General features: G+C 58.7%; 14 protein-coding genes and 1 tRNA gene. 8 read left to right on the top strand and 7 right to left on the bottom strand.

What is annotated here, in order from left to right; genetic code table 11:
- Positions 1-393: 393 nt before the first annotated feature.
- Genes AC13DJ_RS01740 through AC13DJ_RS01750 form a run of 3 tightly spaced genes read right to left on the bottom strand, consistent with a single transcriptional unit; the run spans position 394 to position 2,057 of the window.
- Complete coding sequence (locus AC13DJ_RS01740) at positions 394-828, bottom strand: PaaI family thioesterase (protein WP_482934145.1); 435 nt, start codon at positions 826-828, stop codon at positions 394-396.
- A complete protein-coding gene (locus AC13DJ_RS01745; protein WP_094625029.1) occupies positions 825-1,295 on the bottom strand; it encodes a PaaI family thioesterase in 471 nt (156 codons plus the stop codon). The genes AC13DJ_RS01740 and AC13DJ_RS01745 overlap by 4 nt, the downstream gene beginning before the upstream one ends.
- A gap of 18 nt (positions 1,296-1,313) precedes the next feature.
- Positions 1,314-2,057, bottom strand: a complete 744-nt coding sequence (locus AC13DJ_RS01750; RefSeq protein ID WP_288370466.1) for a DUF599 domain-containing protein — start codon at positions 2,055-2,057, stop codon at positions 1,314-1,316.
- A gap of 190 nt (positions 2,058-2,247) precedes the next feature.
- Between AC13DJ_RS01750 and AC13DJ_RS01755 the strand changes: the two genes are divergently transcribed.
- The 4 genes from AC13DJ_RS01755 (at position 2,248) to AC13DJ_RS01770 (ending at position 6,323) form a co-directional block, all read left to right on the top strand.
- Positions 2,248-3,525 carry a M48 family metalloprotease gene (locus tag AC13DJ_RS01755; RefSeq protein ID WP_474540100.1) on the top strand — a complete coding sequence of 426 codons (1,278 nt, stop codon included), beginning with the start codon at positions 2,248-2,250 and terminating at the stop codon, positions 3,523-3,525.
- 161 nt (positions 3,526-3,686) lie between these two features.
- Positions 3,687-4,232, top strand: coding sequence for a hypothetical protein (locus AC13DJ_RS01760; RefSeq protein WP_058340500.1), 546 nt, complete (start codon positions 3,687-3,689; stop codon positions 4,230-4,232).
- The gene (locus AC13DJ_RS01765; RefSeq protein WP_474540099.1) at positions 4,232-5,419 is read left to right on the top strand and encodes an iron-containing alcohol dehydrogenase; all 1,188 of its coding nucleotides are present in this window, start codon (positions 4,232-4,234) and stop codon (positions 5,417-5,419) included. The genes AC13DJ_RS01760 and AC13DJ_RS01765 overlap by 1 nt, the downstream gene beginning before the upstream one ends.
- A 124-nt stretch (positions 5,420-5,543) precedes the next feature.
- Positions 5,544-6,323, top strand: a complete 780-nt coding sequence (locus AC13DJ_RS01770) for a substrate-binding periplasmic protein (protein ID WP_474540098.1) — start codon at positions 5,544-5,546, stop codon at positions 6,321-6,323.
- Between the two features lie 18 nt (positions 6,324-6,341).
- Here AC13DJ_RS01770 and AC13DJ_RS01775 read toward each other — a convergent pair whose 3' ends face one another.
- The gene (locus AC13DJ_RS01775; protein ID WP_474543797.1) at positions 6,342-8,828 is read right to left on the bottom strand and encodes an ABC transporter permease; all 2,487 of its coding nucleotides are present in this window, start codon (positions 8,826-8,828) and stop codon (positions 6,342-6,344) included.
- Positions 8,828-9,547: an ABC transporter ATP-binding protein gene (locus tag AC13DJ_RS01780; RefSeq protein ID WP_474540102.1), complete on the bottom strand. Its 720-nt coding sequence runs from the start codon at positions 9,545-9,547 to the stop codon at positions 8,828-8,830. The genes AC13DJ_RS01775 and AC13DJ_RS01780 overlap by 1 nt, the downstream gene beginning before the upstream one ends.
- Before the next feature lie 69 nt (positions 9,548-9,616).
- Between AC13DJ_RS01780 and AC13DJ_RS01785 the strand changes: the two genes are divergently transcribed.
- Entirely contained in the window at positions 9,617-10,246 is a 630-nt protein-coding gene (locus AC13DJ_RS01785; RefSeq protein WP_036219534.1) for an arylesterase, read from the top strand.
- Here the strand turns inward: AC13DJ_RS01785 and AC13DJ_RS01790 are convergent.
- Positions 10,243-11,202 (bottom strand): YheT family hydrolase, encoded by a 960-nt coding sequence (locus AC13DJ_RS01790; RefSeq protein ID WP_474540096.1) that lies wholly within the window; start codon positions 11,200-11,202, stop codon positions 10,243-10,245. The two genes, AC13DJ_RS01785 and AC13DJ_RS01790, sit on opposite strands and share 4 nt — an antisense overlap.
- Before the next feature lie 73 nt (positions 11,203-11,275).
- On the opposite strand from AC13DJ_RS01790, the gene AC13DJ_RS01795 reads away from it, so the two are divergent.
- A tRNA-Asn gene (locus AC13DJ_RS01795) sits at positions 11,276-11,351 on the top strand.
- 53 nt (positions 11,352-11,404) lie between these two features.
- Here the strand turns inward: AC13DJ_RS01795 and AC13DJ_RS01800 are convergent.
- Positions 11,405-12,694: a M18 family aminopeptidase gene (locus AC13DJ_RS01800; RefSeq protein ID WP_482934146.1), complete on the bottom strand. Its 1,290-nt coding sequence runs from the start codon at positions 12,692-12,694 to the stop codon at positions 11,405-11,407.
- A gap of 115 nt (positions 12,695-12,809) precedes the next feature.
- Between AC13DJ_RS01800 and AC13DJ_RS01805 the strand changes: the two genes are divergently transcribed.
- Together AC13DJ_RS01805 and AC13DJ_RS01810 are read left to right on the top strand one after the other, a co-directional pair.
- Positions 12,810-13,295, top strand: coding sequence for a hypothetical protein (locus tag AC13DJ_RS01805; protein WP_474540094.1), 486 nt, complete (start codon positions 12,810-12,812; stop codon positions 13,293-13,295).
- Between the two features lie 104 nt (positions 13,296-13,399).
- Positions 13,400-14,017, top strand: coding sequence for an outer membrane beta-barrel protein (locus AC13DJ_RS01810; protein WP_022989155.1), 618 nt, complete (start codon positions 13,400-13,402; stop codon positions 14,015-14,017).
- The last annotated feature ends 11 nt before the right edge of the window (positions 14,018-14,028 follow it).

Genomic DNA, 14,028 nt, shown 5'->3' on the forward strand with positions numbered 1-14,028 from the left:
GGTAACGTTCATCTGAACACCTCTTGTTGTTGACCTATTGATTTTGCACATCTAATAGTGGCGCTTTGACGCCGATCTCAACAAGAGGTGTTCATCCCATCATCCATGTGGCGCTTCTGCTCCGCCATCCATGGCTCCGCACAGTTTTGGAAAGGACTACCTGACCACACCACCGGACTTCTCAGTTAGGCCGGCTTTGCACGGAGTCTGGGCAAGCGTGTGGGGGTGCCCTTCCGAAACCGTGCGGAGCCATGGATGGCGGAGCCGAGCGTACACGGACGTATTCACAGCGTGTTTCGGAAGGGCACCCCCACACGCTTACCTGCACCGAGGCCAGAACTTGAACCAGAGATGGGGGTCGACCGGGGCATTTCAACCCCGGCCAGAACCAATTCAGTCTTCGAGAAGGAAGTGCGCGCGGGCCGTGGCTATGGGCTGGGAGCGGGATTTTTGCCAGGCGGTGATCGTTACGTTGGCTACGCGGTTGCCCTGGCGGGTCAGGCGGCATTCGGCGTAGGTTTCTCGGTTGAGGCCGGCGCGCAGGTAGTCTAGGGAGAAGTCAACGATTCTCGGCATTCTGAAAGTGTCCTGGGACATCATCAGGTAGATCGCGGCAGACATTTCCATGAAGCCGCCAATCACGCCACCGTGGATGGCGGGCAGGATGGGGTTGCCGAGGTTTTCTTCTTTCTTGGGCAAGCGGAAAATCAGGTCGTCACCGAAGCGCTCGCACTGCAGGCCGATCCACTTGGCGTAGGGTACGGCGTCGAGCATTCTGGAGAAGTCGCCGCTTTCCCGGGTGTGCTTGAGGATTTCCGGGTCAGTCATTCAGCGCCTCCGGTGATCAGGTCGCGATAGCTTTTGGGCGTAGCTTCTTTGCCGATGCGCATGAAGGTGCCCACGCAGTTGGCGATGGTTTCGCCGCCTTCCTGGTAGGCTTCGCAGCGGGTGAAGATGATGTTCTTGGTGATCTTGTAGGTTTCGGCCCGGGCGAAGACCGGTTTATGGGGTTCTGCCGGGCGCATGTAATCTACCCGCAAGTCCAGGGTCGGGCAGAGTTCGAATTCATCCAGTGCGCAGATCATCACCGAGCCGGAGGTGGTGTCCATCAGGGTGGTGATGGCGCCACCGTGGATCACGCCGGTGTCCGGGTTGCCGATGATTTTGTCGCTGTAGGGCAGTTCCATGACCAGGTAGCCCTCACCCGCTTCCCGTGCGGCCAGGCCCAGCTCCCGGGCCTGGTTGAGCGTGTTCACAAACCGGTTCACCCGGTTAATTCGGGTTTCGTCATTCATTCAGGAAAATCCTGCAGGTCAGTTTTTCGTTTTTTCATCGTCACCCGTGCCGGCGGGGGTGGCTTCTTCAAATACTTTGCCGGCACGCAAGGATGCCAGCGCATCAGAGTGGAATTCCCTGCGGTAGAGCACGTATACCACCAGCGTCGCCGCCGCAATCAGGGCCAGCGGGTGTATGAACCAGGCCACCACGGCGAGCGCATAGTAATAGGAACGCAGGCCAAGGTTAAAGGTATCGCCCGCCTGGTTGCAGATGGCGCCGGCACTGCGGGCAAAGGCCTCCCTCGCCGCCGGGCTGGTTTTGCTGTCGTCGGGCATGGGGGCGCTGCCGATCATCACCGCCACGAAGTTGTACATGCGCATCGACCAGGTGAATTTAAAGAAGGCATAGACAAACACCACCATAAGCACCATCAGCCGCAACTCCCAGATTTCCCGGGAAGGCACTACGCCGAACGGCATGGTAGCGAACACTTCCATGGCTTCACTGGTGTACCCCAGTGCCGTGATGATACCCGCAAGGATCAGCAGGCAGCTGGAGGCAAAGAACGCACCGTTGCGCTCAAGGTTACCCACCACAGAAGCATCCGAGATACGGTTCTCGCGCTTGAGCATCACCCGCATCCAGTCTTCCCGGTACAAGTCCAGGGTATTGGAAAGGCAAGCCCGTGAATCCGCCCGGTTGCGGGAGTACCAGGTATAGCCACCCCAGCAAGCCAGAAACCAGATCAGTGCCAGAAAATCCAGGTAATGCGTTGTCACAGGTAGGGGTATCCGGGCCAATTTCGGTGATTATTTAATGTGCTGATATGATACGCCAAGGCTGGTGGCCCGGCCACATCCCCGCCAGTACAGGCGAGGAAACCACCGCCTGGCTGTGCTATAAAAACAGCATCATGAATGGCCGGCCCCTGAACAGGACGTTGGTTACTGACCCATCAAGGAGTAAAACGTGAATCCCGGACCTCTCGCCCGTTTGTGTGTCGTTCTTTCTCTGCTGTTTGCCCTGGCGGGCTGCGCCGTGAATCCGGTGACCGGCAAGAAGCAGCTGTCCCTGATCTCGGAAAGCGAAGAACTCGCTCTGGGCGCAGAACAGTACACCCCTACCCAACAAACCCAGGGCGGTCAGTTCTACATTGACCCTGAGCTGACGGTGTACGTTCGGGAAGTCGGCATGAAAATGGCGCAAGTCAGTGATCGTCCGGACCTCCCCTACGATTTCGTGGTGCTGAACAACAGTGTGCCCAACGCCTGGGCCCTGCCGGGGGGCAAGATTGCCATCAACCGGGGGCTGTTGGTTAAGCTTGAAGACGAAGCCCAGCTGGCCTCGGTACTGGGCCATGAAATTGTCCACGCTGCGGCCCGCCACAGCGTTCAGCGTATGCAGCAAGGCATGCTCATCAGTGCAGGCATGGCGGGGATCGGCATTGCGGTCTCTGACAACGAGTGGGCAAGCCTGATTATGGGAGGCGCCGCCGTTGGGGCACAGCTGGCGCTGGCACGGTACAGCCAGGGCGACGAACTGGAATCGGATGCCTATGGCATCGAATACATGAAAGCCGCAGGCTATGATCCCCAGGCAGCCGTGGAACTCCAGGAAATTTTCCTGCAACTTTCTGAAGGCCGGGAGAGCAACTGGCTGAGCGGCCTGTTTGCCAGCCACCCGCCCTCCGCCCGTCGGGTAGAGGCGAACCAGCAACTGGTGCAGAAACTCGGTGGGGGCGGCTACCGGGGCCGGGACGTGTACCAGCGCCGAATTGCCAAAATCAGGCAACTTCAACCCGCCTACGATGCCCACGACAAAGCCATGAAACTGGCGTCTGAGGAGGATTACGATGCCGCCCTGGCTTCGGTAAACCAGGCCATCAAGGCAGAACCCCGTGAAGCCATGTTCTACGCCCTGCGTGGCCGCATCTACAAGGCACAGGACCAGGCTGAGAAAGCCCGTGCAGACTTCGACAAAGCCGTTTCGCTGTACCCGGAAATGTTCGAGTACCAGCTTTACAACGGCCTGAACGAACTGCAACTGAACAACCTCACCAAAGCCCGCGAACATCTTGAACGGGCGAATCAGGTGGTGCCCACCTCTATCGCCTACCTGCGGCTGGGCGATATTTCCAGACAGCAAGGGCGTAGGGATGAGGCGGTGCAATACTATTCAGCCGCTGCCGAAGCCGGTGGTGATGTGGGCGAGGAAGCCAAGCGCAAACTCGCCGCCATGACCAACTGACGGCCACGCCGCAAGCCCGGGAACCGGAGGCCACAAGCCTCCGGTTTTTTTGTGCCCGGTCAATTTGCCAGCCTGACGCGGAGTTCGTGTCACTGAATGCATTGACTTCTAGAGCAATAACTCTAAAAATCACTAAAACCAACAACAACCGGATTGCGAACATGCTCCTCAAGCGACTCCAACCGATGATGTTTCAGGCCAGGCGTAATTATGTGGAACTGATGTTCCAGGTAATGGGCCGGGCACTGCAGGCGATCAGTGACGTAGACGAACCCACCCGCGAAGAAGTCCGCGCCCTGCCCGAAGGTTTTCTGTTCGAGATGCAGGTTATGCCCAACGGGCCGAAACTGATTGTGGAACACACCGGCGACGGCAAATTACACTTTCACGGTGACACCGCCCCGCGCCCCGTAGACCTGTCTATCCAGTTCAAACACATGGCCCACGCGTTCCTGGTGTTGTCGTTCCAGGAGAAAACCTCCGTTGCCTTCGCCAACGACCGCATGCTGGTAGATGGCGATGTCAGCTACGCCGTGCGTATGACCCGGGTGCTGAACCGCCTTGAGTCGTTCATCCTTCCGAAACTGGTGGCACAGCGGGCCGTCAAGGAATACCCCGCAGACCTCCACCTGCCGGAGAAGCTCATGAGCTCAGCCCGCATCTACCTGAAAGTTGCCACCCAATTTGTCGAGACAGTGAGAGCATAATGACTAACAAATACTACGAGTTCTTCTGCCCGGTAAAAGTGATTGCCGGTAAAGCCGCCCTGGAACATATTCCGTACGAACTGACCGGACTTGCTGCCAAGCGGCCAATGATTATTACTGACAAGGGTGTGCGGGCCGCCGGCCTGCTGGATCTGGTGATTGCAGCCTGTGAAGAGAGCGGGCTGGAGATTGTCTCTATCTATGACGATGTGCCGCCGGATTCCTCCACGACCGTGGTACGGGACATTGCCGCTGTTTATCGCAAGGAAAAATGCGACTCCATCATTGCCGTCGGTGGCGGATCCGCCATCGATACCGGAAAGGCTGTCAACATCCTGGTGTCCGAGGGTGGCGATGACATTGCCAGGTACACCGGCGCGGGCGTGCTCAAACATCCGCTCAAGCCCTTTTTCGTAATACCCACAACTGCCGGCACGGGCTCCGAGGTTACCTCGGTGGCGGTCATTACCGACGAAAAGAAAGGCGTCAAGCTGCCGTTCACCTCCAGCTTCCTGCTGCCGAATGCCGCGATTATAGACCCGCGCATGACCCTGACGCTGCCGCCGCACATTACCGCCGCCACCGGCATGGACGCCCTTACCCATGCCGTTGAAGCCTTCACTTGCATGGCCAAGAATCCGTTAAGCGATGCCTACGCCACCGCCGCCATCAAGAAAATCAGCCAGTCCCTGCTGGCGGTGATGGACAACCCGAAAGACCAGGACGGCCGGTTAGAGCTGGCACAGGCCTCAACCATGGCCGGTATCGCCTTCTCCAACTCCATGGTAGGGCTGGTGCACTCCCTGGGGCACGCCACCGGTGCCATCTGCCATCTGCCTCACGGCCTGTGCATGAGCTTGTACCTGCCGTACGTGCTGGAGTTCAACCTTGAAAGCATCCGTGAGTCTCTGGGCGAATTGCTGCTGTATCTGGAAGGCCCGGAGGTCTATTCTGCCACTCCGGCTTCCCGCCGTGCCGAAGCCAGCATCTCCGCCATCCGCAAGCTTCGTGATGCCCTGCACAAGCGCTGTGAGTTGCCCCGTACCCTGAAGGAAACCGGCAAGGTACTGGAAACCCAAATGGAGGCGATTGCCCGCCAGGCACTGGACGACGGCTCCATCATGTTCAACCCCAGAGAGGTGACCCTCGAGGACGCATTGAGCGTTCTCCGCCGGGCCTGGGCCTGAACACGGACTCAAAATCATTGAAACAAACGGATAAAACGGTAATATTTGGCAAGCGCACTGGCAGGGAGTTGGCCGGATAAGTGCATTTTCAAAGCATAGGCCGCTTCCACCAGAGTTTCTTGCGATGACTAAACTGATCCAACACCTCAAGAGTATTGGTTTCCGGACACTCTCGGGGCTGATAACCGCAGGCTGCTTTTCCATGGCAGCCCATAGCGGAGAAACCGGCCCGGGGGTTTTCCACTTCAACGTATCCCCTAACGGCTACCCTCCATACCTGATCGTCCAGGACTCAGAGCCTGCCGGTATCATGTGGGATGTGGTGGAACTGATCGTTCCGCGGCTCGGCTACCAGGTCGAGCCACGAAAGATACCGCGCAAACGGGTAGACCAGATGCTGGAAGACGGGTACATCGATGGCACGCTCAGAGCCATCGAATGGACCGAAGAACCGGAAAAGTTTCTGTTCACGGATCCTGTTGTGAATGTGGAAGAAGTGTTTTTCTTTCCTGAAGTTTCAGACCTGGATTTCGAACATCCCAGCGACCTTTTCGGGAAAACCGTGGTAACTCACCTGGGCTACCTCTATCCCACCCTGACCCCCTATTTCGAAGACCAGCGTATCCGGCGCTTTGACGTTTCCCGTGACCGCGACATGTTCCGTTTCCTACAACACGGCGACCGATTCGATACTGCGCTGGCAGATCGCCTGCTGGGCAAGTGGATACTGAGAAATGAAGGCATGGCGGATGAGTTCAGAAGCTCGGACAAAGCCATCAGCCAGTACGGATTCCGGCTGATGTTGCGGCCTGACTGGACGGACTTCGCCGAATCCTTCAACCGGGAACTGGAACTGATTCGCGAGAATGGCGAACTGGACGCCATTCTCGCCAATTACCGCTAAAACGCCGTCATTGCCGGCTCACTCGAGCCGGCGCAGCAACAGCATGGGTGACACGCTGAGTACCGGCCGCAACTGCCAGCGGCCAAACAGGGCCAGCAGCAACGCGCTGATCAATGGCACCGGCAGCATCACTTCCCAATGCCACTGAAAACTGCCCTCAAACATTCTCACCTGCAAGGCATAAACCGCCGCTTCCGCCGCCAGCACGCCCAATATCCCGGCAACGAACCCAAGCAAGGCAAACTCGAGCATGGTACTGCGCACCAGCAGAGATTGTTGACCGCCCAGCGTTCGCAACAGGGCGCCTTCACGTTGACGGTCCCGCAAGGTCGCGCTGACGACCGCCGCCATCACCACCAGTGCCGCCGCAAGAATCAGCGCCAGAATGGCTTCAATGGCCTGGGTGACCTGGCGGACGATATCCTGGATGCGCTCGATAATGTGATCGATCTCCAGCACCGACACGGTGGGAAAACGGCGTGAAAATTCGTTCAGGGCCACCTTGTTGCTGGCCCCCAGATGGAAACTGGTAATCCAGGTAGCCGGCATGTCGGTCAGGCCGCCGTCTGGGGGAAAGGCAATGTAGAAATTCGGCTTCATGCTGTCCCACTGCACGGTACGGATACTGACGACCGGCTCGGTGACCTGTTCAGAGCCTATGGTAAAGGTCAGCCGGTCGCCAAGTTCCAGCCCCAGCCTCTCCGCCAGCTCGGCTTCCACCGAGACCCCCTCGGTTACGCCCCCAGCAAACCACTCGCCTTCCACAATCCGGTTGTCTTCGGGCAGGTCTTCCATCCAGGTCAGGTTCAGCTCCCGATTAAGCGCGTTGATTCGCTCATCCTTACTGACCGCCTCTTTCACAGGCTGGTCGTTCAGTTCGGTCAAACGGCCACGCACCATGGGGTAGACGGTGTCCAGGGGCGATCCCTGCTGCGCCCAATAGTCATCAACCTCATCTACCGTGTCCGGCGCTATGTTAATCAGGAAGTGATTGGGCGCATCGTCCGGAAGCTGGGCCTGCCAGTCGTCCAGCAGGGACGAACGGACCAGCACCAATGTCGCCGCCAGCATCAGGGTCATGGCAAAGACCGCCATTTGCGCCATGCTGGCCTGCCGGTGCCGGTAAAGGCCAACAAGGGCCAGACGCCAGGCGTTGCCACCACCGCGCACTTTGCGCAGCACCGAGACCATCAACCAGCCCACCAGCCCCAGCACTGCCAGCAATAACACCAGCCCGCCCAGCAGCGATGCCACCAGGGCCAGTTCGCCGGCATACATCCACACCAGCCCGAAGATGGCCAGCACGGCGATGATCAGATCCGGAATGGCTTCCCGGCCGGTTTCCCCGGGCTGGGAGCGCAGCACCCGCATAGCCGGCACCTTGCGCAGGCGGCGAACCGGCGGGTACGCGAAGGCGAACAAGGATACCAGCGCGGTCAGCAGCGCCGGCGCCAGGGCGGCGGGGTCGAGATAAATATCAACCGGGCGCTCCAGCACACTGCCAAGCATCCTGGCCAGCAGCCAGAACAGCGGCAGTGCCAGCACCAGCCCGCCAATAATGCCCGCCACGCCCCACAATGCCAGGCGGCGAAGGTACAACCGGCCGATGCCCTTACCGGTAAGCCCCAGCGTCTTCAGCAGTGCCACTGTGTCCCGTTGCGACAATGCGTACTGGCGACTGGCCACGGCAACCGCCACCACTGCCAGCAGAACCGCCAGGCTGCCGCCAAGCAGCAGGAAGCGTTCGGCCCGCTCAAGGGAGCGGGAGAAGGTTTCGCCATCCCTCACGCCTTCCCATTCATGGCTCGGCCCCAGTTGCGGCTCCAGCCACTGGTAGTAATCGTTTAACAGGTTTTCGGCACCGGCAAACAGATAGATGTATTCCACCCGACTGCCTTCCTGAAGCACCCCGGTAGCCGGAACATCGTCTACGTGCATCATCACCCGGGGCGCCAGCGATGAAAGCCGGAAACCGCCATCGGGCTCACGTAACAGCAGGTTTGAGATCTCAAGTTTCAGGTTGCCGACTTCCAGCGTGTCGCCAACGTCCAGCTCCAGCAAACGCAGCAGGCGCGGGTTGATCCAGATCTCGCCTTTGGCGGGGCCAGACCCCACAATTGAGCGAGTACCCTCGGCACGGGATTGCACTTCAATGTCACCGCGCAGCGGATATTCGTCGCTGACCGCCTTTACCGACACCAGCTGAAAACCGCTTTCACCGAACACCATGGTGGAAAATTCGATCATCTGGCCGGTTTCGATGTCGCGATCACGCGCTTCCTCAATCCAGCCTGCCGGCACCGGCCGGCCGTTTTCCGCTTCCAGCTGGCGATCAGCCGCCAGGAAGGAGCTGGCCGAAGATACCAGAGTGCGCTGCAACTGGCTGGCAAACAGGGCGATGGTGGCCACCGTGGCCACGGCGATAATCAGGGCAACCAGGACCACCCGAACGTCCCGTTCGCGCCAGTCCCGGCTTACGGACATGAGCTTCTGTGATGCTGCCATCAGCCAGACACCTCATCTACCAGCTCCGGCTCGGTGAGCACACCCGCTTCAATATGCAGTTGCCGGCCACAGCGGGCCGCCAGGCGGTCATCGTGGGTGACCATCACCAGTGTAGTGCCCTGCTCCCGGTTAAGGTCCATCAGCAGGTCGGACACTGCCTGGCCGGTGCGGTTGTCGAGGTTACCGGTCGGTTCATCGGCAAACAGGATCACCGGGTCGGAAGCAAACGCCCGGGCAATCGCCACCCGCTGCTGCTCGCCGCCGGAGAGCTGCCGGGGCGTGTGGCTCAGCCGCTCACCCAGGCCAACCCGTTCCAGCAGTTCCCGGGCCCGTTTCTCCGGCGCTTCGATGCCGGCAAGCTCCAGCGGCAGCATGACATTTTCCAGGGCACTCAGGGCCGGCAACAGCTGGAACGACTGGAACACGAAGCCCACCCGCCGGGCCCGCAGCCTGGCGCGTTCGTCCTCGCTCAGACGGCTGATTTCAGAGCCGTCCAGCTCGACCTTGCCTTCGCTGGGGGTATCCAGGCCCGCCAGCAATCCAAGTAACGTGGTTTTGCCGGAACCGGAGCGGCCAACAATGGCTACGGACTCTCCCCGATTGATTTCCAGATTGACCCCCTGCAAGATCGTCAACGTATCAGCTTCCAGGCTGACCTTGTGGGTCAGCTCTGTTACGCGCAGCATCGGGCTGGTATCGGTTTTACTGAGATCCGTCATCTGGTTCACGGTTGCTCCGTTGTCTGGTTCTGGATGTTCATGAATTGTTTAAGGGTATACGACTTTACTATGCATACGATATCCACGTTCGTCAGATCATTGGTCATCGCAGCGTTTGCCATGGTGTCGCTGCCGGTTCTGGCCAGCCAGAACACCCTTCTGGTGGTCGGCGACAGCATCAGTGCCGCCTACGGCGTACCCTCTGAAACCGCGTGGGTAGAGCTGCTCAGGGAAAGGCTGTCCGGACAAGGGCTGGACTGGCAGGTCGTGAATGCCAGCATCAGCGGCGAAACCACAGACGGCGGCCTTCGTCGCCTGCCGGGGCTGCTGGAGAAGAATGATCCGGATATCGTAGTGATCGAGCTGGGTGGTAACGATGGCCTCCGGGGGTTTCCGCCAAACGTGATCGAGTCCAACCTGGCCGGGATGATTGAGCTGGCACAGGATTCCGGCGCGGTTCCGTTGTTGGTGGGAATGCAGATTCCGCCAAACTACGGCCAGCGCTATACCCGGATGTTTGCCGATCTGTTCCCGACCCTGTCTGACCGTTACGGGGTCCCTTTGGTTCCGTTTTTCCTTGACGGAATCTACGACCAGGACGGATTAATGCAGGGCGATGGCATTCACCCTACCGAGGAGGCCCAGCCTTTGTTGCTGGACAATATCTGGCCGCGGCTGGAACCCCTGGTTGCCGATTAACTTCCAACAAACATTAACGCCCGTCGCTCTGACCAGTAGTAACCGTCCTTCGCATGCTCCACAAAGCCCACGTGCCCTCCCCACTTGGGCACTTCCAGCTTCACATAGGAACCCAGCACTTTCTTTGAATCCGGGAAACAGGCCGGAGACAGGAAAGGGTCGTCTGCGGCGTTGATCATCAGCGAAGGTACACGGATATCTTTCAGCCGGAACAGGGCCGAGCAATTCTCCCAGTAGTCCTGCGCATCTTTGAAACCATGCAGGGGGGCGGTGTAGCGGTTATCGAATTCATGGAAGTTACGGATATCCCTGAAACCACTCACATCGATCAGATCAGGGAATAATTCCGATTTTTCCTGCATTTTCCCATGCAGATCGTTCAAAAATCGCTGCATGTAGATCTTGCGACTGGGCAAGGCGAGCATGTCGGCGCTGCCGGCGAGATCTGCCGGGACTGAATAGACCACCGCACCACTGATGCGGCTGTCTACCTGTTCACCCTGCTGGCCCAGATACAGGAGCGTCAGGTTGCCGCCCATACTGAAACCACTCAGGAACAGGTTCTGGTAGCTTTTGCCCAGGGCGTGGTTGATCACGATTTCCAGGTCTTCCGTAGCACCGCTGTGGTAAAACCGCGGCTGACGGTTCATCACGCCTCCGCAGGAGCGGAAGTTCCAGGCCAGCACATCCCAGCCAGCCGCCATCAGAGCCCGGGCCAGGCCCAATACATAGGGGCGCCGGCTGTGGCCTTCCAGTCCGTGGGAAATAATAGCCAGACGGTTGCTGTCCTGGCGGTACCAGTCCAGGTGGAGCTGGTCGTCATCCGGGGTGCTGATCACTTCGGTTTGTGGCTCCGGCATCTGTACCTTGCGGAACAGCGTGGGCCAGATGGACTGCACGTGTCCGTTACGCAGCCAGACCGGTGGGCGATAACGGCTTTTGGCACTTCTGTGCAAATTTTGACCTTTCATTTCAGAGGGTTGACGAACCTGATCAAAGCGCTTAATATGCGCGCCACGTTGATGATGTTCCCCGATAGCTCAGTTGGTAGAGCAACGGACTGTTAATCCGTTTGTCCCTGGTTCGAGCCCAGGTCGGGGAGCCACTTATTCCGAAAAGCCGCTGATTGTTTCAATCAGCGGCTTTTTACTTTCTGTCTCAGAATACTTCTTCCCGCTGCATGAATTCCTTCAACACCTGGTACAGGGTATAACCGTCCTGGGTACCAATGAGTTCCCGAATGGAATGCATGGCAAATTGCGGCACACCGATATCCAGGGTCGTTACCCCCAGATTGCCGGCAGTCAGCGGGCCGATGGTGCTGCCACAGCCCATGTCACTGCGCACCACAAAGGTCTGGTGCGGCAGGCCGAGTTCGTCACTGATATGACGATACAACGCAGCTGAGCGGCTGTTGGTGGCGTAACGCTGGTTGTGGTTAACCTTGATCACCGGGCCCTGGTTCAGGATCGGACCATGGTTCTCATCGTGCTTGTCCATAAAGTTAGGATGCACGCCGTGGGCGTTGTCGGCCGAGATCATCATGGAACGGGCGATGGCCCTGCCCTTGCCGGCACCACACCAGCGCTCCAGCACGGAACCGAGGAATGGCCCCTGAGCGCCTTCGGCCGACATGCTGCCCACTTCTTCGTGGTCGTTGCATACCAGCAAGGCCGCCTGGTCTCCGGACGTCTCCAGCAACGCCTTCAGGCCGATGTAACAGCTCAGAAGGTTGTCCAGCCGCGCAGAGGCCAGGAACTCTTCCCGCAGGCCAACATAGGAAGCGCCCTGGGCGTCATAGAAGCTCAGCTCATAACCCAGCACCTTGCGGACTTTCAGGCCGGATTCACTGGCAATCTGCTCCCGCAACAGGTCGGTAAAAGCCGTGGTATCCGTCTCTGGCACCTGCATGACGACCGGTGGCAGGTCAGCCTGGGCATTGACCGAACGATTGCTGTTGGCCTCCCTGTCCAGGTGAATGGCCAGGCTGGGGATAATGGCCACAGGCTTACGGAAGTTCACCAGGGTGTCCTGCACCTTGCCGGACTCATCCAGCACGGTTACCCGGCCGGCCAGGGACAGGTCCCGGTCAAACCAGGGGTTCAGCAACACACCGCCATAGACTTCTACCCCGAGCTGGAAGAAACCTTTGCGGCGGATTTCCGGTGTCGGCTTTACCTTCAGGCAGGGGCTGTCGGTGTGGGCACCGACCATACGTACACCGGAGCTGACCACGTCGTTCTTTCCGGTACGGAAGGCAATAATGGATGAGCCGTTGCGAATGGCGTAGTAGCCTTTGCCCTGCTCCAGCGCCCACTCTTCACGTTCATCCAGTTGCTGGAAACCTGCGGCATCGAGGCGGGTTTTCATGGTATTCACGGCATGCCAGGGCGTGGGTGAGGCGTTCAGAAATTCAATCAAGTCATTATTAAATTCAGTGTGTTCCATGATCTTCCTGATTGCATGATAATGGCCGCTACAGTATGGCACGAAGCCGGCAATGCTCCTACAGCGCGCGCCGTCAGTGACTATACTCACCCAACAATATTTACCGGAGTCGCCCGTGTCGATACCCCGCTTTCTGGACATCGAATACTGCCAGACCGAAGACGCCCTGTTTCCCGTTGCCATTGCCTGGTCGCTGGCAGATGGCCAGATGAAAACCGTGGTGATCACGCCGGAAGAATCCTGGCTTCCGGAAGACGGGGGTCTGGGGGATATCGATCTGCTGTACCTGGAAGAACAGGGTGTGCCGCTACTGGAACTGGTACAAGAGCTGCACCAGGACCTGCCGGACCAGACAGTTTACGTAGACGGCATAGACCCGGATGAAATCCTGGTCGACCTGATTTTCAGCGCCGTAAGCCAGGATGCCCCCTTTGAAGTCGCCCCTGTTTCCGAACTGATCACCGGCCTGGACAGCGAAGCCATCGAGGACCGCCGGCGCCAGCTGTTGTTCGATGAAGGCCTTGAACCACAGCTCCCGGAAAACGGCGTCTATGCCCTGCTCCTGCTGGCCCAGGAAGAAGGCCTGCTGGACGACCTGTAAAACCGGCCTTCAGGCGGGGAAGTGTGACCGGCGTCTGCGTAACAACCCGTTACACAAGGCAGAATCTGGCGTCAGTATCCATGACGACAGGACGCCGGACCATAATGAAAAAAATCACATCGCCCCTGCTTTGCGCCAGCCTCGTGACCGCGGTTTTATTCCCGCCGGTTGTATGCGCCCAGGAAGGTGCCGCGTCAGAAACTCCCCGCTCGGACAAACACTACATCGGATTACTGGCCACGGCACTGGAACATCGCTCCATCGGCATTTCCAAGGAAGACGGCTGGGGCCAGGCGGGTACGCTGGTGATCGGTGGCCACCTGAATGACCTGATCCACGCTGAAATCCGCCTGGGCGGTGGCTACAAGGATGCCGAGATCTCCCGAGGTGACCTGAGCCTGGCGATCGACTACTTTGGCAGCTGGTATATGGGGCTGCATTACCCGATTGGTGAGCTTGGTAACGTCTATGCGCAGGCAGGTTTCACCCACGTGAGCGGTGAGGCAACACTGGACAACCCGGACGCCGATGCCAACGGGCAGTTCCGGGATTACGTGGGAGATTACCCTTCAAGCAGTTTCAGCTTCAGCTGGCTTGCCGGTATCGATTTTGAACTGCTGGATAGCACGTACCTGGTGCTGGAAGGTGGCAAGCTGTTCAAAGATACCGATACCAGTGCCAATGCTTTCCAGTTTTCTTCTGGTATTCGTTTCGAGTTCTGAGTTGGCGGCCC

The sequence above is a fragment of the Marinobacter sp. L-46 genome (assembly GCF_056859535.1).

What these genes read in the sequence shown, in the direction of transcription:
- AC13DJ_RS01740 (WP_482934145.1), bottom strand. Translation starts at nt 828, where the DNA reads ATGACTGACCCGGAAATCCTCAAGCACACCCGGGAAAGCGGCGACTTC.
- AC13DJ_RS01745 (WP_094625029.1), bottom strand. Translation starts at nt 1,295, where the DNA reads ATGAATGACGAAACCCGAATTAACCGGGTGAACCGGTTTGTGAACACG.
- AC13DJ_RS01760 (WP_058340500.1), top strand. Translation starts at nt 3,687, where the DNA reads ATGCTCCTCAAGCGACTCCAACCGATGATGTTTCAGGCCAGGCGTAAT.
- AC13DJ_RS01765 (WP_474540099.1), top strand. Translation starts at nt 4,232, where the DNA reads ATGACTAACAAATACTACGAGTTCTTCTGCCCGGTAAAAGTGATTGCC.
- AC13DJ_RS01770 (WP_474540098.1), top strand. Translation starts at nt 5,544, where the DNA reads ATGACTAAACTGATCCAACACCTCAAGAGTATTGGTTTCCGGACACTC.
- AC13DJ_RS01775 (WP_474543797.1), bottom strand. Translation starts at nt 8,828, where the DNA reads ATGGCAGCATCACAGAAGCTCATGTCCGTAAGCCGGGACTGGCGCGAA.
- AC13DJ_RS01780 (WP_474540102.1), bottom strand. Translation starts at nt 9,547, where the DNA reads ATGACGGATCTCAGTAAAACCGATACCAGCCCGATGCTGCGCGTAACA.
- AC13DJ_RS01785 (WP_036219534.1), top strand. Translation starts at nt 9,617, where the DNA reads ATGCATACGATATCCACGTTCGTCAGATCATTGGTCATCGCAGCGTTT.
- AC13DJ_RS01800 (WP_482934146.1), bottom strand. Translation starts at nt 12,694, where the DNA reads ATGGAACACACTGAATTTAATAATGACTTGATTGAATTTCTGAACGCC.
- AC13DJ_RS01810 (WP_022989155.1), top strand. Translation starts at nt 13,400, where the DNA reads ATGAAAAAAATCACATCGCCCCTGCTTTGCGCCAGCCTCGTGACCGCG.